The organism is Albimonas donghaensis, assembly GCF_900106695.1.
Taxonomy (GTDB): domain Bacteria; phylum Pseudomonadota; class Alphaproteobacteria; order Rhodobacterales; family Rhodobacteraceae; genus Albimonas; species Albimonas donghaensis.
The window spans coordinates 18,725-41,264 of sequence record NZ_FNMZ01000001.1 but is presented as its reverse complement, the minus strand read 5'-3'; the positions used below and the strand labels follow the sequence as shown (position 1 = coordinate 41,264).

General features: G+C 68.6%; 20 protein-coding genes and 1 pseudogene. 6 read left to right on the top strand and 15 right to left on the bottom strand.

Translation table 11 applies throughout. The annotated features are described in order from the left end of the window. Positions 1-4 precede the first annotated feature (4 nt). Positions 5-1,078, bottom strand: coding sequence for a tartrate dehydrogenase (locus BLV24_RS00190; protein WP_092680185.1), 1,074 nt, complete (start codon positions 1,076-1,078; stop codon positions 5-7). A gap of 193 nt (positions 1,079-1,271) precedes the next feature. Here BLV24_RS00190 and BLV24_RS00185 point away from each other — a divergent pair, with 193 nt between their 5' ends. From BLV24_RS00185 to BLV24_RS00175, 3 genes and pseudogenes are all read left to right on the top strand, one after another. Beyond that, positions 1,272-2,186, top strand: a complete 915-nt coding sequence (locus BLV24_RS00185) for a LysR family transcriptional regulator (protein WP_092679141.1) — start codon at positions 1,272-1,274, stop codon at positions 2,184-2,186. A gap of 210 nt (positions 2,187-2,396) precedes the next feature. Then, positions 2,397-3,278: pseudogene (locus tag BLV24_RS00180) on the top strand (TAXI family TRAP transporter solute-binding subunit); the annotation flags it as partial. A 95-nt stretch (positions 3,279-3,373) separates the two neighbouring features. Beyond that, on the top strand, positions 3,374-5,581 hold the full coding sequence (locus BLV24_RS00175) for a TRAP transporter permease (protein WP_092679140.1): 2,208 nt from the start codon (positions 3,374-3,376) through the stop codon (positions 5,579-5,581). Positions 5,582-5,753: 172 nt separating this feature from the next. Here BLV24_RS00175 and BLV24_RS22720 read toward each other — a convergent pair whose 3' ends face one another. After that, on the bottom strand, positions 5,754-6,644 hold the full coding sequence (locus BLV24_RS22720; protein WP_092679139.1) for an AraC family transcriptional regulator: 891 nt from the start codon (positions 6,642-6,644) through the stop codon (positions 5,754-5,756). A gap of 160 nt (positions 6,645-6,804) precedes the next feature. Between BLV24_RS22720 and BLV24_RS00165 the strand changes: the two genes are divergently transcribed. Further along, positions 6,805-7,755 (top strand): SDR family oxidoreductase, encoded by a 951-nt coding sequence (locus tag BLV24_RS00165; protein ID WP_092679138.1) that lies wholly within the window; start codon positions 6,805-6,807, stop codon positions 7,753-7,755. 11 nt (positions 7,756-7,766) lie between these two features. Here BLV24_RS00165 and BLV24_RS00160 read toward each other — a convergent pair whose 3' ends face one another. The 4 genes from BLV24_RS00160 to BLV24_RS00145 form a co-directional block, all read right to left on the bottom strand. Beyond that, a complete protein-coding gene (locus tag BLV24_RS00160; protein ID WP_092679137.1) occupies positions 7,767-8,549 on the bottom strand; it encodes an SDR family NAD(P)-dependent oxidoreductase in 783 nt (260 codons plus the stop codon). After that, on the bottom strand, positions 8,546-9,529 hold the full coding sequence (locus BLV24_RS00155; RefSeq protein WP_092679136.1) for an LLM class oxidoreductase: 984 nt from the start codon (positions 9,527-9,529) through the stop codon (positions 8,546-8,548). Before BLV24_RS00155 ends, BLV24_RS00160 begins: the two co-directional genes overlap by 4 nt. A 151-nt stretch (positions 9,530-9,680) precedes the next feature. After that, entirely contained in the window at positions 9,681-10,001 is a 321-nt protein-coding gene (locus tag BLV24_RS00150) for a DUF1330 domain-containing protein (protein WP_092679135.1), read from the bottom strand. 21 nt (positions 10,002-10,022) lie between these two features. After that, positions 10,023-10,742, bottom strand: coding sequence for an NAD(P)H-dependent oxidoreductase (locus BLV24_RS00145; RefSeq protein ID WP_092679134.1), 720 nt, complete (start codon positions 10,740-10,742; stop codon positions 10,023-10,025). 109 nt (positions 10,743-10,851) lie between these two features. Here BLV24_RS00145 and BLV24_RS00140 point away from each other — a divergent pair, with 109 nt between their 5' ends. Continuing rightward, positions 10,852-11,769: a LysR family transcriptional regulator gene (locus tag BLV24_RS00140; RefSeq protein WP_092679133.1), complete on the top strand. Its 918-nt coding sequence runs from the start codon at positions 10,852-10,854 to the stop codon at positions 11,767-11,769. 102 nt (positions 11,770-11,871) lie between these two features. On the opposite strand, the gene BLV24_RS00135 is transcribed toward BLV24_RS00140, so the two are convergent. The 3 genes from BLV24_RS00135 to BLV24_RS00125 all read right to left on the bottom strand — a co-directional run bounded on the left by BLV24_RS00135 (position 11,872) and on the right by BLV24_RS00125 (position 13,818). After that, entirely contained in the window at positions 11,872-12,480 is a 609-nt protein-coding gene (locus BLV24_RS00135; RefSeq protein ID WP_092679132.1) for a protein-methionine-sulfoxide reductase heme-binding subunit MsrQ, read from the bottom strand. Positions 12,481-12,567: 87 nt separating this feature from the next. Beyond that, positions 12,568-13,413 carry an NAD(P)H-binding protein gene (locus BLV24_RS00130; protein WP_092679131.1) on the bottom strand — a complete coding sequence of 282 codons (846 nt, stop codon included), beginning with the start codon at positions 13,411-13,413 and terminating at the stop codon, positions 12,568-12,570. A gap of 108 nt (positions 13,414-13,521) precedes the next feature. Beyond that, on the bottom strand, positions 13,522-13,818 hold the full coding sequence (locus tag BLV24_RS00125; RefSeq protein ID WP_092679130.1) for a DUF2218 domain-containing protein: 297 nt from the start codon (positions 13,816-13,818) through the stop codon (positions 13,522-13,524). A 96-nt stretch (positions 13,819-13,914) separates the two neighbouring features. Between BLV24_RS00125 and BLV24_RS00120 the strand changes: the two genes are divergently transcribed. Further along, complete coding sequence (locus BLV24_RS00120; RefSeq protein WP_092679129.1) at positions 13,915-14,799, top strand: LysR family transcriptional regulator; 885 nt, start codon at positions 13,915-13,917, stop codon at positions 14,797-14,799. Between the two features lie 116 nt (positions 14,800-14,915). Here the strand turns inward: BLV24_RS00120 and BLV24_RS00115 are convergent, their stop codons facing one another. The 6 genes from BLV24_RS00115 to BLV24_RS00090 all read right to left on the bottom strand — a co-directional run bounded on the left by BLV24_RS00115 (position 14,916) and on the right by BLV24_RS00090 (position 22,454). After that, a complete protein-coding gene (locus BLV24_RS00115) occupies positions 14,916-15,815 on the bottom strand; it encodes an MBL fold metallo-hydrolase (RefSeq protein ID WP_092679128.1) in 900 nt (299 codons plus the stop codon). A gap of 319 nt (positions 15,816-16,134) precedes the next feature. Further along, a complete protein-coding gene (locus BLV24_RS00110; protein ID WP_092679127.1) occupies positions 16,135-17,016 on the bottom strand; it encodes an arsenate reductase/protein-tyrosine-phosphatase family protein in 882 nt (293 codons plus the stop codon). A 209-nt stretch (positions 17,017-17,225) separates the two neighbouring features. Further along, on the bottom strand, positions 17,226-18,518 hold the full coding sequence (pstA, locus tag BLV24_RS00105) for a phosphate ABC transporter permease PstA (RefSeq protein WP_092679126.1): 1,293 nt from the start codon (positions 18,516-18,518) through the stop codon (positions 17,226-17,228). A gap of 11 nt (positions 18,519-18,529) precedes the next feature. Further along, complete coding sequence (pstC, locus tag BLV24_RS00100) at positions 18,530-19,906, bottom strand: phosphate ABC transporter permease subunit PstC (RefSeq protein ID WP_092679125.1); 1,377 nt, start codon at positions 19,904-19,906, stop codon at positions 18,530-18,532. 90 nt (positions 19,907-19,996) lie between these two features. Next, the gene (locus tag BLV24_RS00095) at positions 19,997-21,034 is read right to left on the bottom strand and encodes a substrate-binding domain-containing protein (RefSeq protein ID WP_092679124.1); all 1,038 of its coding nucleotides are present in this window, start codon (positions 21,032-21,034) and stop codon (positions 19,997-19,999) included. 658 nt (positions 21,035-21,692) lie between these two features. Then, entirely contained in the window at positions 21,693-22,454 is a 762-nt protein-coding gene (locus tag BLV24_RS00090; RefSeq protein ID WP_092679123.1) for a porin family protein, read from the bottom strand. Positions 22,455-22,540 lie beyond the last annotated feature (86 nt).

Genomic DNA, 22,540 nt, shown 5'->3' with positions numbered 1-22,540 from the left:
AGGCTCAGATATTCTCGGCGCGGATCGCTTCGCAGACCGCGTCGGTGACCTCCTGCGTGGTGGCCTCGCCGCCCACGTCGGGCGTCAGGATGCCGTCGGCGCAGACCTTCTCCACCGCGCGCATCAGCCGGGTCGCGGCCTCGGTCTCGCCCAGGTGGTCGAGCATCTGGCTGGCGGTCCAGAAGGTGGCCACCGGATTGGCGATGCCCTTGCCGGTGATGTCGAAGGCCGAGCCGTGGATCGGCTCGAACATCGAGGGATACCGCCGCTCGGGGTCGATGTTGCCGGTGGGCGCCACGCCCAGGCTGCCCGCCAGCGCGCCGGCGAGGTCCGACAGGATGTCGGCATGCAGGTTGGTCGCGACGATGGTGTCGAGGCTTTTCGGATTCTTGACCATGCGCACGGTCATGGCATCGACCAGCATCTTGTCCCAGGTCACGTCCGGGTAGTCCCTGGACACCTCGGCGGCGATCTCGTCCCACATCACCATGCCGAACCGCTGGGCGTTGGATTTCGTGACCACGGTCAGCAGCTTGCGCGGCCGCGACCGGGCCAGCTCGAAGGCATAGCGCATGATCCGCGTGACGCCGGTGCGGGTGAAGATCGAAACCTCGGTGCCGACCTCTTCGGGCATGCCCTGGTGGGTGCGGCCGCCATTGCCGGAATATTCGCCTTCGGAGTTCTCGCGCACGATGACCCAGTCGAGATCCCCCGGGCCGACCCCCGCCAGCGGAGAGGTGATGCCCGGCAGGATCTTGGTCGGGCGCACGTTGGCATACTGGTCGAAGCCCTGGCAGATCGGCAGGCGCAGGCCCCAGAGCGTCACGTGGTCGGGCACGTCGGGCGCGCCCACCGCGCCGAAGAAAATGGCGTCGAAATCCTTGATCTGGTCGCGCCCGTCCTCCGGCATGAGGGCGCCGGTCCGCTTGTAGCGGTCCGAGCCCCAGTCGAAGGCGGTGACGTCGAAGGCGAAGCCACCGTCGCGCCGGGCCAGCGCCTCAAGCGCCTGCAGCCCCGCCGCGATCACCTCGGGGCCGATGCCGTCGGCCGGGATGGAGGCGATCCTGTAGGTCCTCACCGCATCGCTTTTCGCTTGCGCACCGGCGGAAGGGGTGGCCGCGGCATCGCCGTCCTTCAGGATCATCATGCTGTCTCCTCCTCGTGAACGCAGGTTGCGTTCGGAGGCGATCCTACAGGCCGGCATCCGGGCTTCTCAATTCAGCGTCGTTTATATACACTTGTGAAATAAAACAGAGAACGGGCCGCCCGACGTGAACATCACGCAGCTGCAATGTTTTCTCGCCGCCGCCGAGACGCTGCATTTCGGCCGCGCGGCGCGGTCGCTCGACATCCTGCCCGCGACGCTGGGGCGGCAGGTCAAGCAGCTGGAGGATCACCTGGGCGTGACGTTGTTCCAGCGCACCACGCGGGCGGTGTCGCTGACCGAAGCGGGAAACCGGGTGCTGGCGGATGCGCGCGCGCTCGTCGCCCAGGCCGAGGCGTTCGAGGAGAAGGCCCGCGCCGTGCGCAGCGCCGGGGCGCATGTGCTGCGGGTGGGCGCCATCGACAGCGCCGCGGCCGGGCTGATCCCGCAGGTCCTGAACCCCCTGCACGAGGCCCACCCGGACCTGGAAATCCAGATCGTGGAGCAGAAGACCATCCACCTGCTTCCGAAACTGCTGAGCGGCAGCCTCGACATCGCCCTTTGCCGGCCGCCGGACATTCGGGACCCGCGGCTGGTGTTCCACACCCTGTTCTACGAAACCGCCGTCGTGGCCCTGCCCCGGGCGCATCCGCTGGCCGGCGGCGACGCGATCGGGATCGCCGATCTCGCCGAAGAACCCCTGATCGTGCCGGACCGCCGGTCCCGGCCGCATTCCCACGACCTGACCATGTCGCTGTTCCTCGGCGCCGGGCTGACGGCGCGCGTCGCCCAGATCGCGGAGGAGAAGCAGACCATCGTCAACCTGGTGGCGGCGGGCGCCGGCCTGGCCATCGTGCCGCGCTGGACGTCCCGCCTGCAGGTCGAGGGCGTGCGCTTCATTCCGCTGGCGGAGACGGACGCGACATCGCAGGCGAAACTCATCCTCGCCGCGGCCTGGGCGAGGGGGACGCGCGATCCGCTGCGGGATGGATTCCTGCAGGTTCTCGACGATCAGCTGGAGGCCCTGGAGGCCTCGGCTTGATTATATCATTAGTGAATATAATTGCTCCTGAATTGTGTCGATCCCGGTCCTTCGCCCAGAGTTGCAGGCGGAGGGTGCGCCGCGTCTCGTGGCGTCACGGGAGAAAACAATGAGGAGGAAACCATGAAATTCACCAAGGTCATTGCGGCCGCCGCATGCTTCGTCGCGCTGCCCGCCGCCGCGTAGGACAAAGCCGACTGGCCCACCAGCCTCACCATCGGCACCGGCAGCCAGGGCGGCGCCTATTTCGGCTACGGCTCCGGCTTCGGCGCGATGATCAGCGAAGCGCTGGGCGTCAACGCCGGGGTCGAGATCACCGGCGGGCCGGTGCAGAACGTCACCCTGGTCGAGACCGGAGAGCACCAGCTGGGCTTCGTCACGCTCGGCCCCGCCGACGAGGCGCGCCGCGGCGAAAGCCCGCTGATGCCGGGCGTCCCGCATGAATCGGTGCGCGCGCTCTTCCCGATGTACCAGACCCCGCTGCAGGCGGCGGTGCTGGCCTCTTCGGACATCGAGAGCTTCCAGGACCTTCAGGGCAAGCGCGTGGGCGTCGGCCCGGCGGGCGGCACGTCCGCCACCTACTGGACGCGCTTCTTCGAGAACGCGGAAGGCTACGGCGACGTCACCATTTCCAACGCCGGCGGCTCCGACACGGCCGGACAGCTCAAGGACAGGCTGATCGACGCCTTCGTCTACGCCGCAGGCCTGCCCACGGGCGCCTATTCGCAGCTGGCCGTGGAAAACGACGTGCGCTTCCTGTCGATGGATGACGAGACCCTGGCCACGATGAAGAAGATCGTGCCGGCCATGGCGGATTTCACCATCCCCGCCGACACCTACGAGGATCAGCCCGAGGACCTGCAGACCGTGTCGCTGTGGAACTTCGCCATCGCCCATGCGGACATGCCCGAGAGCCTGGCCTACGAGATCACGGCGCTGGCCATGGAGAACCATGACCGCATGATGACAAACCACGCCGCCGCGCGCGAGACGCTGCCGGAGAATGTCGTCAAGAACACCGTGATCCCGTTCCACCCGGGCGCCGCCCGCTGGTTCACGGAAAACGGCTATGACGTTCCGACCGTCGAGTAAGACCGCGCCGTCCCGAACGACGATCTGACGGCTGCCGGGCGGCGACCTCCGCGTCGCCGCCCGAACCATATCCATTCTCACGAGCGATCCGGTCCATGAACAACGCCGAGCGGCAGCACAGCCCAACCTCGACCGAAGACGACGGCAAGTCCGCCATCGAGCAGCAGCTGGCGCGGGCCAATGTCGACAACGATCCCGTCGCGGCGAACCAGAGGCTGTTCACCGGCCCCCGAAACCTGGTGATCGCGCTGATGTGCGTGGCCTACACGGTGTTCCACCTGCTGGTCATGAACGTCTACCCGCTGGAGACCTGGGCCTATCGCCTGACCCATGTGGGCGGCGGCCTGCTGCTGGGCTTCCTGCTGTTCGGCTCGCAGGCTTTCCGGGAGGACGCGGAGGCGACCCGGCGCGAGGGGCTGCTGTCCAAGGCGCTGCTGGCGCTCGCCGGGGCCGGCGTCGTCTACGGGCTGATCGGGGTCGCGGCGGTCTGGATCAACGGCGCCGTGCTGGGCGAGCGTCTGCCGCCGCAATGGGCCATGTCCACCTTCGGCATCCCGCTGACCGCCGGCACGGCGCTGGCCATCCTGCATGGCTGGGTGTTTCCCCATCGCGGCCGGATGCGGTTCGCGCCCGGCGACGTGCTGCTGGCGCTTTCCGCGATCGCCTTCACCGCCTACCTGATCTTCTTCGCCCGGCAGCTGCAGCTGCGCGCCGGGATGCCCATGGCGCTGCCCGGCGACATGTGGTCGGCCATCACCGGCGTGCTGCTGATCATCGAGCTGACGCGCCGCGTGGCCGGGCTGGCGCTGGTGATCATCGCCGCCGTCTTCGTCGCCTACGCCTTCGCCGGACCGTGGCTGCCGGGCATTTTCGAGCATCGCGGCTACGACGTGAAGCGCTTCTTCTCCTACATCTTCACCGACAACGGCGTGCTGGGCGCGCCGATCGCGATCTCGTCCACCTACATCATCCTGTTCGTGGTCTTCGCCGCCTTCCTGCAGACGACGCGGGTGGGCGAATATTTCGTCAACCTCGCCTTCGCCGCCGCCGGCCACCGGCGGGGCGGCCCGGCCAAGGTGGCGATCTTCGCCTCCGGCCTGATGGGCATGATCAACGGCACCTCGGCGGGCAACGTGGTGGCCACCGGCTCGCTGACGATCCCGATGATGAAGAAGGTGGGCTACCGCAACCAGACCTCGGCCGCCGTCGAGGCCGCCGCGTCCACCGGCGGGCAGATCATGCCGCCGATCATGGGCGCCGGCGCCTTCATCATGGCCGAGATCACCGGCATCGCATACATGGAGATCGTCTACGCCGCGATCATCCCGGCGGTGATCTACTTCGTCTCGGTCTACTTCATGGTCGACCTCGCCGCGAAGAAGGCGGACATGAAGGGCCTGCCCCGCGACGCGCTTCCCAAGCTCGGGAAGCTGGCCAGACAGGTCTACCTGTTCCTGCCCATCGTGGTGCTGATCTACGCGCTCTTCGCCGGCTATTCGGTCATTCGCTGCGGCACGCTGGCGATGATCACCGCCGCCGTCGTGTCCTGGCTGACGCCGCATCGCATGGGGCCGCGGCAGCTGTTCCAGGCGCTGGACACCGGCGCGCGCATGGTGCTGCAGCTGGTGGCGGTCTGCGCCACGGCGGGCATCATCGTGGGGGTCATCGCGCTGACCGGCATCGGCTCGCGCTTTTCGACCGTGCTGCTGGCGCTGGCGGACCAGAGCCAGATCCTCGCGCTGTTCTTCGCCATGGTCGTGTCGATCATCCTCGGCATGGGGATGCCGACCACGGCGGCCTATGCCGTGGCGGCCTCCGTCATCGCGCCCGGCGTGATCAACCTGGGCGTCGCGCCGCTGACCGCGCATCTGTTCATCTTCTACTTCGCGGTGATGTCGGCCATCACGCCGCCGGTGGCGCTGGCCGCCTATGCGGGCTCGGCGCTGGCGGGATCGGACCCGATCCGGACCTCGGTCGAAAGCTTCAAGATCGGCCTCGCCGCCTTCGTCGTCCCCTACATGTTCTTCTACTCGCCCGCGATGCTGCTGGAGGGCAGCTGGTTCGAGATCGCCCATATCGCCGTGACCGCGCTGGTCGGCGTCTACCTCCTGTCCTGCGCGGTGCAGGGGTGGTTCTTCGGGCACGCGAACCTGGCGGTGCGCGCGGCGCTGGGCGCGGGCGGGCTGACGATGATCGCCGGCGGCTGGATCACCGACGCGATCGGCGTGGGCATCGCGATCGCGCTGATCCTGATCCAGCGCGCGCGCATGACCGCATCGGGTGTCGCGCGCGGGGCCGACTGACGGCGCAGCCCCGCGCCGAACCGACGCCGCGCGCCGCGGGGAAACGCTTTCCCGGCGGCGCGTGGCGGAGGGGGCGGGCGCGCCCCCGAACAGAACGAAGGACCGTTCCCGCCTGCGCCCGGCCGAACGATGTCCCGAGAATGCGCGTGTCGATCCCGCGGCCCATCCCACCCTACATGAATCGGGCCGGCGTCCGGAGCCCCCGGCTCCAGTCCCTGGGCGACTGGCCATACAGGCGCTTGAACTCCCGGCTGAACTGAGAGGCGCTCGCGTAGCCGACGTCCCAGGCGGCCTCGTTCACGGTCTTGCCCTCGGCGATCCGCATCGCGGCGTTGTTCAGCCTCATCGCCTTCACGAACTGGATCGGCGACATCGTCGTCGCCTCCTTGAACCGCCGGTGGAAGACGGCGCGGCTCATGCCGACATGGCTGGCCATGTCGTCGATGGCGACCTGCGCGTTCAGGCGGGCCGAGAGGTATTCGATGGCGCGCGCGATCTCGTTGCCGACGCCGAAGGCCCGCCTTGCGGCCGCGCCCGCCTCGCCCTTCAGCACGGCGTAGCAGAGCTCGCGCAGGCGCCCCGCCCCCAGCACCGCCCCATCCACCGGATCGTCGAGCAGCTCCAGCAGCTGAAGCAGCGCCTGGCCGAAGCCCGCATCCCACCGCGCCACGGCCAGCGCCTGCGCGGGCGCGCCTTCCGCCCTGCGCGAGGCGCCGGCGGCGGTCTCCATCTCGATGGCGAGCGCGCGCATGACCCGCGTCTCCAGCGTGATCATGACGCCCAGAAGCGGGTCGTCCTTCGACGCCCGCGGCGCCCCGGCCTCCACCGGCAGGGTCATCGGGCACAGCATGTATCGGCTGCTGTCATAGACATGGTGCTCGCCGTCCAGAACGGCTTCCTTGGCGCCGCTGACGATGGCGACGACCGTGGGCTCATAGACGGCCGGCACGCAGGGCACGGGCTCGGTCACGCGAAAGAGCCGCACGCCCTTCAGCCCGGTCTCGAAAAGGCCGGCCTCGGGAAGACGGCCTTCGATGATGCGTCTGATCCGGTCCTTGCTCATGCGCTCAAGCTGGCGGGGAAAACGGCGCGACGCAATCGGGATGATACGATCAGGCAAGTATCCGCGACGATCCCGCCTGTTTTCGATGGCCCGGGAGATTTATCTGCATCTCCAGACACACCCACGCAAGGGGCCGGCCCGGGCTGGCGGGAGAGATGACATGGCGGACACGACTTTCGGACCCGGAGGCTGGACGCCCGAGCGCCTCGGCGACCTTCGGGGCAAGACCTTCCTCATCACCGGGGCGAATGCCGGCGTGGGCTTTCAGGCGGCGCGGACGCTGCTGCGGAAGAACGCCAGGGTGGTGATGCTGAACCGCTCGGCCGAGAAATCGCAGGCCGCGATCGCGGAGCTGAAGTCGGAGTTCGGGGCCGGGGCCGATGTCGGTTTCATCCGAATGGACCTGGCGGTTCTGGACAGCGTGCGCAAGGCCGCGGAAACGGTGCTCGAAACCGTCCCCCGGATCGACGCGCTGATCTGCAACGCCGCCATCGCGCAGGTTCCCACCCGCAAGCTGACCGTGGACGGGTTCGAAAGCCAGCTCGGCGCCAACCACTACGGCCATTTCCTGCTGTGCGGCCTGCTCTTCGACCGGATCGCGCCGAGCAGGGGCCGCATCGTGGTGGTGGCCAGCCTGGGCTACAACATGGGCCTGAAGACCATCCGGTTCGACGACATGAACTGGGACAAGGGCTACGGCGCCAACGCCGCCTATAGCCAAAGCAAGCTGGCGCAGATGATGTTCGCCTACGAATTGCAGGATCGTCTCGCCGCCGCCGGCCGGACGGAAGTCGATGTCCATGTCTGCCACCCCGGCGCGTCGGCGACCTCGCTCATCACCACCAGCGGCAGCCGGACGATGCGGTTCGTCTGGTGGCTGATGACCAAGACGCCGATGGTGCAGACCGCCGAACAGGGCGCCTATCCCGAGCTCATGTGCGCCACCGAGGACGGGCTGGAGCAGCGCGCCCTCTACGGCCCCACCGGCACGCGGGAGGTCGTCGGCCCGGTCGGCAGGGGCGTCCTGAACGCCCACGCCCATGACAAGCGCGTCATGTCCCGCCTCTGGGAGGTGTCCGAGAAAGCCGTCGGCTTCGCGTGGCGCCTCTGACCCGGCGCGCGTCATCCCCCGGCGAGATCGCCGATGGCCTGCATGACGGAGGCGGCGTGGCGCGCATCCTGCGCCGCCGCATGGGGCTGGGCGAACCGCCCGCGGTCATTGTCGAAATACCGGCCGGAAGCCTCGGCGAATTCGTCCGACAGCGCGGCGCGGCGCAGGATGTCGGCGCCGATCCGCAGGTCATTGCCCGCGACGCCGAAGCCTTCCTTCACCATCTTCGACGCCAGCAGCGAGCCGGGATTCACCGCGACGAAGACCGGCCCCTCGGGATGCCGGCGCGCCAGTTCCTGCGTCCAGATCGTGATCGCCAGCTTGCTTTGCGCATAGGCGCCCATGTCATCGAGCGCGACCTCGCCCCGCAGCGCGGCCAGGTCGACCGGCGCCTGCGCCGCCGACGACAGGTTCACCACGCGACCGTCCTGCGGGAGGATCGGAAGCAGGGTCCGCGTCAGCAGGTAGGGCGCGATGGCGTTGACCACGAAGCGCATGTCCAGCCCCGCCGGCGTCCGCGTTCGCGGCGTCTTGTAGACGCCCGCGTTGTTGATGAGGACGTCAAGCGTCTCATGGCGCGCGAGGATCGCCCCGGCGAGCGCGGCCACCTCGTCCAGCCGCGCGAAATCGGCGAGGTAGGTTTCGGGGTCGCCGTCCATGTCACGGGCGACGGCGGCCAGCTTGTCGGCGCTGCGTCCGTGCAAAAGGACCTTGTGCCCCTCCGCGGCCAGCGTCCGGGCCGTCAGGCGTCCGATACCGTCGGTTGCGCCGGTGATGAGGATAGTCCTGGTCATGGATGCGTCTCCGCGTTGGAGAATTCCGGCAGCAGCGCCTCGGCGAGGCGATGCATCGTGTCTTCGATATCGGCGCCGTTGAAGCGCAGGTTCAGGGCGACATGGTTGATGCCGAGGTCGCGCAATTCGGCCAGATGCCGTCGCAGAAAATCCGTGCCGGACCGGAAGCCCAGATGGATCGGGCGCGGCGGGGCGTCCGGCTGGTCCATGAGATCCACATAGAGCGACTGCATCACCGGCTTGTCGGGGGAACCCGCCTCGGCGATCCTGCGGCGATACTCCGCGACCGCCCTGCCCTGGGCCGCGGGGTCGCGCGGATAGGTCATCCAGCCGTCGCCGTTCCGGGCCGCCCATTCGGGCGATTGCCGGCTGCCGCCGGTGATCAGCAGCGGCAAGCGCCCCGCCACCGGCTTGGGAAGCATGTCGATCCCGCCGGTCAGCACGCCCTGCGCCGTCTCGATGCGGGGATGGTCCGCGCCCATCGCGCGGATGTAGTCCACGCTGTCGCGAAACCGCGCGCCCCGATCGGGAAAGGACATGTTCAGCGCAGGGTATTCCTCGGGCCGGTCGCCGGAGGCGATGCCGAGCAGCAGCCGCCCGCCGGAAAGCGCATCCGCCGAGGCCGCGGCCTTGGCCACATGCGCGGGATGGCGCAGCGGCAGGACCACGCTCGCCACCCCCAGCGCGATGTCCTGCGTCGCCATGGCCAGCGCGCCCAGATAGACGAAGGGATCGAACACCTGCCCGGCATCGCCGAAGGACGGCACGTTGAACGGCACATCGCGCAGCCAGAGCGCCGAGAACCCCAACCGGTCGGCCAGTTGCGCGCGCTCGATATGGCGCGTCAGATCGGGAACCGGGTCGGGGCCATGCGCGTCCAGCGGCGCCACGAGCCCGAGGCTCAGGCGTCGGGGACGGAACACCGCGTCATGGGCGCGGTTGAGCTTCTGAAAGCTGTCGGCATCGGGCCTGTCCGGCATGTCGTCTCTCCTCCCGCGGGTTCAGCGCCGCGCCAGCGTCCGGCGTTCGACGCGTGGCCGGATCGTCGTGACGGACGCATCCTCGATGCGGCCGATGGCGCCTTGGGCGATCGAAGACCGCCCGCCGGATGCGCCCGGCGGGCGGGGTCGCTCAGGCCAGGTCGTCCCTGCCTTCGATCAGGTAGTGGTGGCTGACGGACCCCCTGCTCCGCGCGGCGAGATGCGGCGCATAGGCTTCATCGGCCATGAAGGCTTCGGCATGCGCCTTCGACGGCCATTCGATGATGATCCGCAGCGCGGCCGGCTGGTCGCCGCCTTCGACCTGTTCGTGGGACGCCGTGCGGGCCAGGTATGTCCCGCCATGCGCCGCGACACGCGCATTCGCGGCGGGGAGGTAGCCGGGGATCCAGTCTTCGCTGGACGGGGTGACGTCGAGAACGGAATAGCAGACCACTTGGGAAGCTCCTTTCATGGCGGGGGTCGCCTGCGCGCGTCAGAACCAGCTGACCGTGTCCGCCATGGCGCGGCGGGTCTTCGGGAACTCGGGGTCCTTGGCGCGGTAGCCGAAGGCGCACATCACCGCCGGCTTCCACTTGCCGGTGTCGATGCCGAAATCCCGGCCGAGCGTCTGCGTCGTGAGCGCCATGTCGAAGCCTTCGATCGGGCAGCTGTCGATGCCCATCAGCGCGGCCGTGGTCATCATGTTGGCCAGCACGATATAGGCCTGCTTGCCCGCCCAGTCGGCGATCTCGCGATCCGTCGTGATGCCGTGGTCGGTGGTCTGGAACCGGCCATAGGCGCCGTTGAAGATCTCGATCACCTCTTCGGGCAGCTGCTTGACCGTCCTGTAGTGATCCACAAGGTAGTCCGACCCGGCCGTCATCGTCTCGGCGGTGCTGGCGAGGATGATGCCGAAATGGCTCGCCGTGCCCAACTGGCCGGTGGTGCCGCTCATCATGCCGTTGGCGCCCCAGGAGAAGTCGCGAAGCAGTTCGCGCTTTTCCGGGGTCTGGATGACCAGCACCTTGAACGGCTCGTGTCCGAAGGAGGTCGGCGACAGGCGCGCGGCTTCGAGGATCGTCTCGAAGGCGCGCGCGTCCACCTTGCGCTCGGGGTCGAAGACCTTGGTGGCGTGGCGGAAGTTGAAGGCGTCGATGATCCGGGCCTGGATGTCGGGGGTGATGTCGGGGGTGATGTCGGCGATGGCGTTCATGGCTGTATCCATTGGCAGGGCGTTGGGTTGCCCCCGAGATATCACTTGCCCTGACGAATAAAATCGGCGCCTATCGGAGTTCTGTTTCCGCTTTTCGGATATAATGGCGATGGACACCGACTGCCTGCGCTTGTTCGTCATGGCGGCCGAACGGCTCAACATCAGCGCCGCGGGACGTGAGCTTGGTCTGGCGCCGGCGGTCGCGAGCGCGCGCCTGGCCAAGCTGGAGACCGAGCTGGGCGTGGAACTGCTGCGCCGCACGACGCGCAAGGTGTCGCTCTCGCTCGAAGGATCCGATTTCCTGCCCTATGCGCGCGAAATTCTGGCGCAGGCGGAGGCGGCGCGCGCGGCGCTCGGGGGCTCGGGCGCGGGCGCGTCGGGCACGTTGCGCTTCGCAGCCCCCAGCAGTTTCGCGCAGCTGCACATCATGCCGCTCCTGCCCGAGTTTCAGGCGCTCTATCCCGATCTGACGCTCGACCTGCGGCTGTCGGACACGCGGTTCGACGCGATCGAAGGCAGCTTCGACCTTGCGCTGCGCAGCGCGCCCCTGGCCGACAACAGCCTGAAGGGCCGCAAGCTGTCGGATGACAGCCGCGTGCTTTGCGCCTCGCCCGACTACCTTGCGAGGACCGGGCTGCCCGCGACGCCCGCCGACCTCGCGAACCACCGCTTCATCGCCTGGAGCAGCGCCGGGACCCGCGAGCTTATCCATGACGATGGCGCGACCGCCACGCTGGACCCGGAAAGGATGACCTGCCGCACGATCGTGGATGACGGCGCCGCGCAGCGGAGGGCGACCACGGCGGGCGTCGGCATTTCGGTCAATTCGCTCTGGAACATCGCCCATGACCTGAAGGCGGGCCGGTTGATCCGCGTCCTGCCGGGCTGGAGGCTGAACGAACGCACCGTGCTCTGGCTGGTCTATCCGCGGTCAAACGTGCTGACCCCCAAAACCCGGATCTTCATCGACTTCCTGATCGAGCGGCTGGGAAATCGCCCCGAATGGTCGGATCAGGCGGGCGCGTAGGGCAAGGCGCGGCGCTGTCGGCGCAGGTCAGCGGCAGGCGCGAGAAACCTCTCCCCGCCGCGTGAGATCATTCGCCAAGGCAAGCGCCCGATCCCCCGGCCCTCAAGCGGTCTGCGGCCTCGGGCGCAGGCGCCAGTACCAGACGCGGTAGGCCTCCAGCAGGCCGAGCGGGACGAAATGCACCAGCGCGGGGACAAGTCCGCCCCAGTCGTGCAGCGCGGCCCAGTGCAGCAGCGTCAGCACGGCTGCGGCATAGGTCGTGCGTTGCAGCGTCTTCCAGCGGCGCCCCAGCCTGCGGACGAAGTGATCCGAAGAGGTGACGGCCAGCGGCACGAAGATCAGAAAGGCGATCCAGCCGGTCCAGATGTAGAGGTTCGGCACATCAGCGATCACTTTCCGCGCGGCGCCCAGGTCGATCAGATACAGCACCGTATGCGCCAGCGCGTAGAAGAAGGCCGCGACACCGAAATATCGGCGGTTCTTCTTCAGCCAGCGCGGCCCGCGCCAGCCCTTGAACACCAGCGCCAGCGGCGAGGCCAGCATGGCGATGATCATGAAGCGCGCGGCGAATTCGCCCGTGGGATGCAACGCCTTGTGGATGGCGGCCCCGGTGGCCTCGACACCGGACGCGCCGAGGATGCTTGCCGACAGGCCAAGGCCCGGCAGCGCCAGAAGCGCCCAGAGCCAGTAGGGAGAGAGTCGCGACGCCATGTCTGTCGCCTTTCCTGGAAGGAGCGGCCGGACGGCCGAACGAATGAACCGGTTGTTGCACAGCGCGGCGCGGCGTTTCCGTCGCGCTCAGGGGCGGAATGCGGCGAAATAGTCGCCCCAGGACTGGTGCGGGCGGCCGGTGACCTCGGCGTAGTCGCCGGGGCGGTCGTAGACGCCCTGCCGGATGCCCTCGTAGATGCCGCCGATGATGGGACCGATGAAGTCGCCCAGCGCCGCGCTGCGGTCCTCCACGAAGGCCTCCGGCGTCATCTCCCGATACACGAGATCGGCGTCGAAGGCGCGGTTCAGGTGGGCCGCGAGTTCGGTCTGTGACATCGGCGGGCCGTTCAGGTCATAGACGCCGCCGTTCACGTCGTCGCGCGTCAGCAGCGCGGCGTAGGCATGGGCCAGTTCGGGCCGCGTGGTGTAGCCGCAGCGGCCCTGCCCTGCGCTGTTGGCGATCTCTCCGCGGGCCTTGTAGCTGTCGATGAAGTCGATATCCGGCTCGATATAGATGCCGTTCCGCCCGATGGCCCAGTCCAGTCCGCTGGCGCGGATGTCCGCTTCGGTCTGGCGGTTGCTTCGCACGACGGGGGAGAACCGGGAGCCCTCCTCCGGGCCGATGATGCTGGTGTAGAACAGCTTTTTCACACCGGCGGCGCGGGCGGCGTTGATCACGTTGCGGTGCTGCTGAATGCGAAGCTCGGGCGCGGCCATGCCGGAGACGATCACCAGCGCGTCGACCCCGGCCAGCGCGGTCCGCAACTGCTCCGGCCGGTCGTAGTCGCCCGGACGCGCCTCGATCCCCGGAACGGCGACCCTGGAAGGCGTGCGGGCCAGCCCGACGACGCGGGCGCCGCCCGGCAGGGCGATGAGTTTTCGGGCGATCTCGGCGCCAAGCTGGCCGGAGACGGCGGTCACGGCGTAGGTCATGGGGCGGCTCCTGACGATCGGAAACAGGGGCTCCGGCCACCGGGTCGCGGGCGGCATGTCCGGCGGCTCGGTGGCGGGATCCCGGGACGGGCCCGAAGGGGACGGGCCTCAGGCCTCGCCGCCCTCGGCGCCGGTCCAGGTGAGGTCCGGGTTCTCGCGGAAGGCGAACCGCTCCAGATGGCTGGACATGACCTGGATGGTCTTGTCGAGCATCGGCCGGTCGTCGGCCGTGGCGGTCAGGCGCAATCCCGCCGCGTCGGCGTGCAGCGCGCATCGCCCGAAGGGCAGTTCGATCCGGCCGAAGCCGGGTTCATGGACGACCGTCACCTTGTGGCCGAAATGCTTGCAGAGCGTGCCCAGGTAGCGTTGGGCATGTTCCGTTTCGAAGTATGCGCTCGCGTTCATGTCGATGCTCCGTGCTGTTGCCGCAATCACCTATCCCTTCGGCATTGATCCGGGTATGCACGCATTTCGGAAGTCATCGTTCGGATCAGCGGAACAATGATCGATCATCTGCGGCACATGGCGATCTTCGCGCGGGTCGTCGACGAAGGGTCCTTTCGGGCGGCGGCGAAAGCCATCGGCCTCGCGCCCTCACGGGTCAGCGAAACGGTGTCGGATCTCGAGAACTTTCTGGGCGTGACCCTGCTCTATCGCACCACGCGCAAGATCGCCCTCACCAACGAAGGGCGCATGTTCCACGCCCGCGCGACCGAGATGCTGCGCAGCGCCGAAAGCGGCCTGAACGAGCTCAACGCCCTGGCGCTGGCGCCGGTGGGCGCGCTCAGGGTCTCGATGCCGGCCTTCATGTCATCCTCCGCCCTGGCGACGGCCATCGCGGAATTCGTGCGGCGGCACCCGCAGGTCGCGGTGTCGGTCAGTTTCACCGACGGGCGGACGGATCTGCTGGAGGACGGGTTCGACGTGACCATCCGCGCCGGATGGCTGGACGACAGTTCGATGATGTCGCGAAAGCTGGGCGAAAGCGAACGGGCCCTGGTGGCGGGGTCCGGATACGCGGCGACCCGCCCCCCGCCCGCACAACCCTCCGACCTCGAGCATTGGGATTGGCTGAGCTACAAGCACCGCCCGGACAGCATCACGTTGCACGGGCCGGGGGGCGAGACGCGGAAGGTCCAGGGCCAGCCCCGGCTCGAGGCCGACAGCATCGATGCGCTCTACCACTTCACCTGCCGGAACCTCGGCGCCACGGTCCTGCCGGAACATCTCGCCGCGCGCGGCGAAGCCTCGGGCGAGCTGGTGCGCCTGCTGCCCGACTGGCGGCTGATCCCGCTGGGCTTTTTCGCCGTCTGGCCCGACACATCGCGGCGCGAGAGCCTGACCCGGATATTCGTGCGCTTCATCGCCGAATGGCAGGGCGAATGACACGGCCCGCGTCGCGCCCTCGCTGAACCGGATCGGCGGCCGCGAAGCCGCCCCCCGACTGCGCGGGAGGGGCCAGTCCGGCCTTCGGGGGGGGCGCTACGGGAGTGGCCGCACGATCAGAACCGGTTCGCAGGTATCTTGAAGTAGCTGTTTCCATCCGCCTCCGGCTCCGGCAGCCGGCCGCCCCGCAGGTTTACCTGGAGCGCGTGGAGCATCCTGTCAGGCAGGTTGAGCGTGGCGTCGCGGCCCTCGCGCAGCGTGACGTACTCGTCCTTTTCGACGCCGCCGCCCAGATGCTTGTTCGAGGCCTTCTGCTCGGCCACCGTGCTTTCCCAGGCGGGGGCGTCGCGGCCTTCCGCGCCGTAGTCGTGGCCGATGAAGATCCGGAAGTCGTCGGGCAGCGCCAGGATCGCCATCAGCGAGTCGTAGAGCATGGCCGCCGATCCGCCGGGGAAATCGGCGCGCGCGGTGCCGCTGTCGGGCTGCATGAACGTATCATGGGCGAACACCGCGTCCCCGACCACATAGGTGATCGAGCCGAGCGTGTGGCCCGGCGACAGCATCACGCGCACGTCAAGATCGCCGATGCGGAACCTGTCGCCGTCGGCGAGAAGCCGGTCGAAACCGGCCTCCGGGTCGAATGCGTCCGGCGTGTTGTAGAAGTCGCGCCAGAGGCCTGCGATCTCCCTGACCTTCTCGCCGATGGCGTTAGGCGCTCCGGTCTTCCGCTTGAGATACCCCGCCGCCATCAGATGATCTGCATGGGGGTGCGTGTCGAGGATCCACTCAAGGCTCAGGCCCTCGCGCTCGATCCAGTCAAGCGCCCAGTCGGCGGCCTCGGTCGAGGTGCGGGCGCGGGCCGGGTTGAAGTCCAGAACCACGTCGATCAGCGCGCATTTTCTCGTCGCCGGGTCGATGCAGATATATTGGCAGCTTCCCGACGCCGGGTCGTAGAAGCCGACGACGTCCGGGCTTCCGGGTCCACGGGATGCGCTTTTCGAATGCGGGATCGTCATTGAACTGGTCCTTTCCGGTCGTTCCGCGCCTGACCTGCCGCCGGTTCCGCGGCCCCCGGATCAAGTCTGCCTCGCCCGTTCCTCGAACGCCATCGGGATGACGACATCCCAGCCTCGCGTCCCGGATCGTCCGAACGCCGAGCGGTCGGCTGAGCCCGGCGTCGAAGCCTGAGCGTGCGCCCCCGGCGCGGCGTTCCTGCCATGCGCCATCCGGCGGCGGGCGATGCTTCGGGATGCGCCCGAGTCCAACCGATTTCGGCGGGGCGGGCTCCACGCCTGTTGACCCGAGCGCCTTCGCTGGGTGGAACCCGCAGCCCGATCAATCGTCCGTATCTTCGAGCACCACCTGGCGCAGGCTGGGAATATCCCCGGAGGACCGCCCGATCGCGTCAAGCTTCCGCTGCAGCGAGAGCCGGTTCAATCGCGTGAACGGCAGCGCGACGAAGGCCTCCAGACGGCGTTGCAGACCGCCATAGGTCTGCCGGAACGCCAGCGCCTGCTCCGCCACGCTTCCCACCAGCCGGACCGGATCGGCCATGCCCCAATGAGCGGAGACAGGCTGCCCGGGAAGCGGCGGACATTCCTCGTTCGCGGCATGATCGCAAACGGTGAACACGAAATCCATCTTCGGGGCGTTGGGCTCGTAGAACATGTCGACGGGCTTGGGACGGTATTTCGAGACGTCATGGCCTTCCGCCCGCAGAACCTCTTCGGTGAACGGGTTCAGCGCAGGGTAGGGAGACGTCCCGGCGGAGAACGCCCGGAAACGGCCGCCGCCCAGTTGCTCCAGAAGCGCTTCGGCGAAGATGGACCGCGCGGAGTTGCCCGTGCACACGAACAGGACGTTGCAGACGTCCTCCGCCGGCAGGCCGGTCGGACGCGGCGCCTCGCCGACGAGGTTGGCCAGGATCTCCGGACGTCCCCGGCCGCAGTCGTTGACGAGATGCTCGACCAGCTGGCCCAGATTGTCGAGGTCGATGCCATAGCGAATGAAGCGCCCGGCGCGCTCCTGCCGGACAAGGCCCGCGCGGGTCAGGATCGAGAGATAGACCGAAAGCGTGCTCGCCTTGAGGTCAAGCGCCCGCGCCAGGTCGCCGGCCGAGACCGTTTCCGGCGCCCGCCGCGCGAGCAGCCGGAACACAGACATGCGCCCGGCATGCGCGAGCGCGCCGAGCCCCTCCAGCGTGGTTTCCAAGTTCATCTGTCGCTCGGCGTCTTGACCGCGGGTCCCGACGCGAGCCGGCCCGTCCGGATTCGAAGACGCAGGGTCGCGCAGGAACCCGCATTCCTAGCGGATGCGGCAAGACTCCGCCAGCCCGCAGCCGGCGTCGCGGGGCGCCGCGCCCCGGCCTCGCCGCCCGCGCGGCGCGGGCGGCGAGGCCATGGCCCGGGCGAGCGCCCGGCCGGAGATCACCAGCGCCGTTCCAGACGGCTGCGGAGAAAGATCGCGAGCCCGTTCATCAGGACCAGGAAGCCCAGCAGCACAAGGATCGCCGCCGAGGTCCGGCTGACGAAGCCCCGTTCGGGGCTGTCCGCCCAGATGAAGATCTGCGTCGGCAGGGCGGTGGCGCTGTCGAACGGCGTGCTCGCGGCGGAGGTGATGAAGGCGTTCATGCCGATCAGCAGCAGGGGCGCCGTCTCTCCCAGCGCCTGGGCCAGACCGATGATGGTCCCGGTGAGGATGCCCGGCATGGCCAGCGGCAGCACATGGTCGAACACGACCTGCTGCCGCGACGCGCCAACCCCCAGCGCCGCCTCGCGGATCGACGGCGGCACGGCCTTCAGCGCCGCGCGCGTGGCGATGATGATGGTGGGCATGGTCATGAGCGCCAGCGTCAGCCCCCCGACCACGGGCGCCGAGCGCGGCATGCCGAACCAGCCGATGAAGACGGCCAGCGCCAGCAGCCCGAAAACCACCGACGGCACGGCGGCCAGGTTGTTGATATTGACCTCGATGAAGTCGCTGAGGCGGGATTTCGGGGCGAATTCCTCAAGATAGATGGCCGCCCCGATGCCGAGCGGGAAGGAGATCACGAAACAGGTCAGCAGCGCCCAGAAGGACCCCACGATGGCGCCCCAGAGCCCGGCCTGTTCGGGGAACCGGCTGTCGGCGTTGAAGAACAGCGCCCAGTTGAAGGGCTTGGACACCGCCCCCTGCGCCGCCAGCTGGTCGAACCATGCGATCTGGACATCGCTGACCCGGCGCTGACCCTCCGGCGTGTCGCGATCGACGAGGCCCTTGTTGAGCTGGTCGAACGGATCGGAGGCGGGAACCGTGATCGTCACGCTCGTCCCGATCAGCGCGGGATCCGCGACGACCGCGTCGCGAAGCTGGAACTGCGCGCCGTTCGACAGGATCGACGTGGCCTGCCGCAGCGTCGCGCGGTCGGAGGCGTCCAGATCGGCGAGCTGCTCCGCGAGGCTCCGCGCCAGCACGTCGTCGAAGCCGCCGCGGGGCAGGCGTTCGGCCGTGACCTCCTGCGGGTCTATGAACACGTCGAGCGTGACATGGGTCTGCGTGAAGGCCTTGTAGCCGCTGACCACGAGCGAGCCGATCAGGATCGACAGCATCAGCGTGGCCACGCCCAGGCCGGCGACGCCGAAGGCCTGGAGCAGCTTCTGCTTGCGACGCCGACGCGCCAGGTGGGGCGATCTCGCGCCGTCGGCGAACCGGGTCGGAGCGCCGGAGGACGTTTCGGTCATCCTGGGTATCCTTAGTCGTAGGCTTCGCGATATTTCCGCACGATGCGGAGGGCGAAGACGTTGATCGCGAGCGTCACGAGGAAGAGCATCATGCCCAGAGCGAAAGCGGCCAGCGTCTTGGGGTTGTCGAAAGAGGTGTCGCCGATGAGCAGCGTCACGATCTGAACGGTGACCGTGGTGACGCTGTCGAGCGGGTTGAGGGTGAGCGAGGCGATCAGCCCCGCGGCCATCACCACGATCATCGTCTCGCCGATGGCGCGGCTGACGGCCAGCAGCACGCCCCCGACGATCCCCGGGATCGCCGAGGGGAAGACCACGCCCAGCATCATCTCGGCCCGCGTCGCGCCCAGCGCCAGCGCGCCGTCGCGCAGCGCATGCGGCACGGCCGACATGGCGTCGTCGGCGAAGGAGGAGATGAAGGGGATCAGCATGATCCCCATCACGCCGCCCGCCGCCAGCGCGGTGTTGGGCGCCACGTCGAGCCCGATCGACTGGCCGGCGCTGCGGATGGCGGGCGCCACCACGAGGATGGCGAAGAAGCCGTAGACCACCGTCGGCACGCCGGCGAGGATCTCCAGCAGCGGCTTGGCGGCCTGGCGCACCGGGCGCGGCGCGAATTCGTTGAGGTAGATGGCCGAGATCAGCCCGACGGGGATCGCCACGATCAGCGCGACGACGGTGATGACCAGCGTGCCGAGGATCACGGGGATCCAGCCGAAGGCGCCCTCGGCGGCGACCTGGTCCTCGCGGATCGGGATCTGCGGCTCCCAGTTCACGCCGAACAGGAAGTCGGTCAGCGGAACCATGCGGAAGAACTTGATCGTCTCGAACAGCAGCGCCGCGATGATGCCGATGGTGGTGAAGATCGCCACGACGGAGCAGAAGATCATCAGGCCCTGCACCAGCCGCTCCGCCCCCTGCCGGGCGCGGAAGTCGGGCGACACCTTGCGGCGGGCGTGCAGCAGCAGCGCGCCGGAACCGGCCAGCGTGAAGACCACCATTCCAAGGGTGGCGGCCTGCTGGAGAAACGTCATCCGCTCCGCCGCCGCGAGCTTCCAGGCCTCCGGCTGACCGAAGACGCGGCCGCCCGCGATCGACTTGATCTCGGCCAGCAGCAGCTGCCGTTCGCCCGACGCCAGGCCGGAGGTCTCGGCGTCCGGCAGCCCGGCCATGACCGCACGGTCGATGAGCGGCGACTGGAACACCAGCCAGGCGAGCACCAGCACCAGAACCGGGATCAGGATGGTCAGGCCGGAGAACAGCCCGTGGAACCAGGGGATCGAGTGCAGCCGCACGCCGTTGGTTTGAAGGGCCATGGCGGCGCGGCGGTTGAAGGCGTAGCCGGCGCAGGCCGTCAGAAGCAGAATCGCGAAGGCGAGGGCGGTCATGAACAGTCCCGACGTTGATTGCGCGCCTGTCGCGCGGCATCGAGCGAAGCGGCCGCCCGAGGGATCGGGCGGCCGCCGTTCTACGTGGCGTTACTCCGGCGCGCTCATCGGCGCGCCGTCCAGAACCGCGTCCTGAAGCGCGGTGAGGCGATCGGCGGACAGGGAGACCAGCCCGCGCTCGGACAGGTAGCCGCCCGGCTCCAGCGCATCGTCGGACATGTATTCCGCGATGAACTCGTCGAGGTTGGGGATCACGCCGCGATGAGCGTTCTTCACGTAGAAGAACAGCGGCCGCGAGACCGGGTAGGAGAAGTCGCCGATGGTCTCTTCGCTCGGCGAGACGCCGGCGATATCCACCGCCTTCAGCGTGTCCATGTTCTCATAGAGGAACGAGTAGCCGAAGATGCCGACGGCGTTGGCATCGGCCTGGAGCCGCTGCACGATCAGGTTGTCGTTCTCGCCCGCCTCGACGAACGGCCCGTCGGTGCGCATGCGCGAGCAGTTCTCGCCGATCCAGTCGCCGTCGAAATCGCCGTTCTTCACGTAGTCCAGCTCTTCGCAGCCCGCGTGCATGGCCAGTTCGACGAAGGCGTCGCGGGTGCCGGAGGTCGGCGGCGGGCCGTAGGCGAGGATCTCCACCGCGGGCAGGTCCGCGTTGATCTCGTTCCACATGGTGTAGGGGTTGTCGGCCCATTCGCCGTCGACCGGAACCTGGGCGGCCAGCGCGAGATAGACCTCCGCGAGCGTGAGATCCCATTCGAAGGCGCTTTCGCGCGACACGGCCAGCGACAGGCCGTCATAGCCGATCATCGCTTCCGAGATGCTCTCGACGCCGTTGTCCTGGCACAGCTTGTACTCGGACGGCTTCATGGCGCGGGAGGCGCCGGTGACATCGGGATGCTGCTCGCCGATGCCCTGGCAGAAGATCTGCATGCCGCCGCCGGTGCCCGTGGACTCCACGATGGGCGAGGGGGCGCCGGTGGTGTTGGAGAACTGCTCCGCCACCGCCTGGGTGTAGGGGAACACCGTCGAAGAGCCGACGATGCGGATCTGGTCGCGGGACTGGGCCATCGCGGTCGAGGCCGAAGCGATGGCGAGCATCGAAACGGCCAGCTTGACGTAGGTCATCTTAGCTCCTGTGAATGGTCTCGCGCCCGCCCGGGCGAAGACGCCCCGATGTCGCAGCGGGCGTCTTCGCCAACGCGGAGGTCGCCCCGACGAAGGCGGGCCGCCGGTATCCGAAAGCCATGAAACCGTCCCCCCCTTCCGTGGCGCCGCGTCTGGGCCGAATGCCGAGCGACTGTGCTTCAGACGTCGATTCGACAATTCATGAATACACAAATCATCGTGGAGGCGGCAATGACGCCCCTCCTGTCCAAGCCCTGTTTCGCAAAAAATTCACAGTCCCGGCGAAGGATGCCCGCGCCGATGCGGCGCGGGTTTCCACGCCTGCCCGGCTGCGCCGAGCGACGCCCGACGGTCTCCCGTCAGCCCCTTCGACCCTGCCCCGTCATGGGCGGCATGGTCTCGCCGGGCTTCAGCCGCGGGGGGAGGAGGCGTTCATCTTCGGTGCGCTCTGCGCGCAGGACCGGATGCGGTCGCCGAGCATGGCGCGGCTCCGCGGGCCCTGCCGTCGCGGCGCGACGCCGGTCGGCCCTGGTTCGACCGCCGCGGCATGCGGAACGGGCGCGCGATGGGGGTTGGACAGCGTGCTGGCCGGATCGTCGGCACTCGGACCAGAGCCGCCAGCCGGGCGAGGAAACCCGGCGACGGCCCTAGGCCCGCCTCAAAACCGCATCGTGAGGCCGATGACCGGCCCATGAATGTCGACGTCGAGATCGACGCGCTTCGCCTGATAGTCGATCGCCAGGAACCGGTAGCCGGCCTCGCCCACCCAGCGCTCGCTGAACGCGTAGGTGACGCCGGCGTAGAGGTCCCAGGTCATTTCGCTGCCGATGCCGAAGCCCCCCGCCGAGGCCGAGCCGCGAAGGCCCCAGTCCTCGGTCAGGGCGTATCGGCCGCGCAGGCCGAAGAGCGGGTCGAACCATGTCTCGTCCCGGCTCGCGGACCGCCGGGCGCCGGCTCCCCCGCCGCCGGTGGCGGAGATATCGAGGCCGACATGGGTGATGCGGCCGATCCCCAGCAGGTCGATCGAGCCGCGCGCGTCCTCGTAGGCCCGCCACGAGGCGCCGAGGGTGAAAAGCCCGAGGTCCACCACTCCCTTGACGCGCGCGGCGGCGGGCCCGGTCCGGGTCTCGGCCGAGCTCAGCTCCGTCGCGACGAGGTCGCCGAACACCGCCCAGGAGCCTTTGCGCAGCTCGCCGTTGGCGAAGAAGGCGTAGTTCAGCGCCTCCAGGATGTCGCCGCCGTCGGACGACAGATCGGTGCTCAGGCCCGACCGGGGCAAGGTCGCCGTGCCGCTCACCGTTGGAAGCCAGCCGTAGACCGACAGCGCCCCGGTCCAGCCCGCGTCCTGCGCGGCGGCGGGCCCGGCGATCGCGGTGGTGGCGATCAGCAGGCGCAAGGCGAATGTCGAGCGGGGTTTCATCGCGGCGTTCCCTCGGGCGTCAGGCGAAAATCCGGGCGCGCCGGCTCGACGCGCCCGGAAGGCGTGGCGGCGGGCGCGGCGAAGAT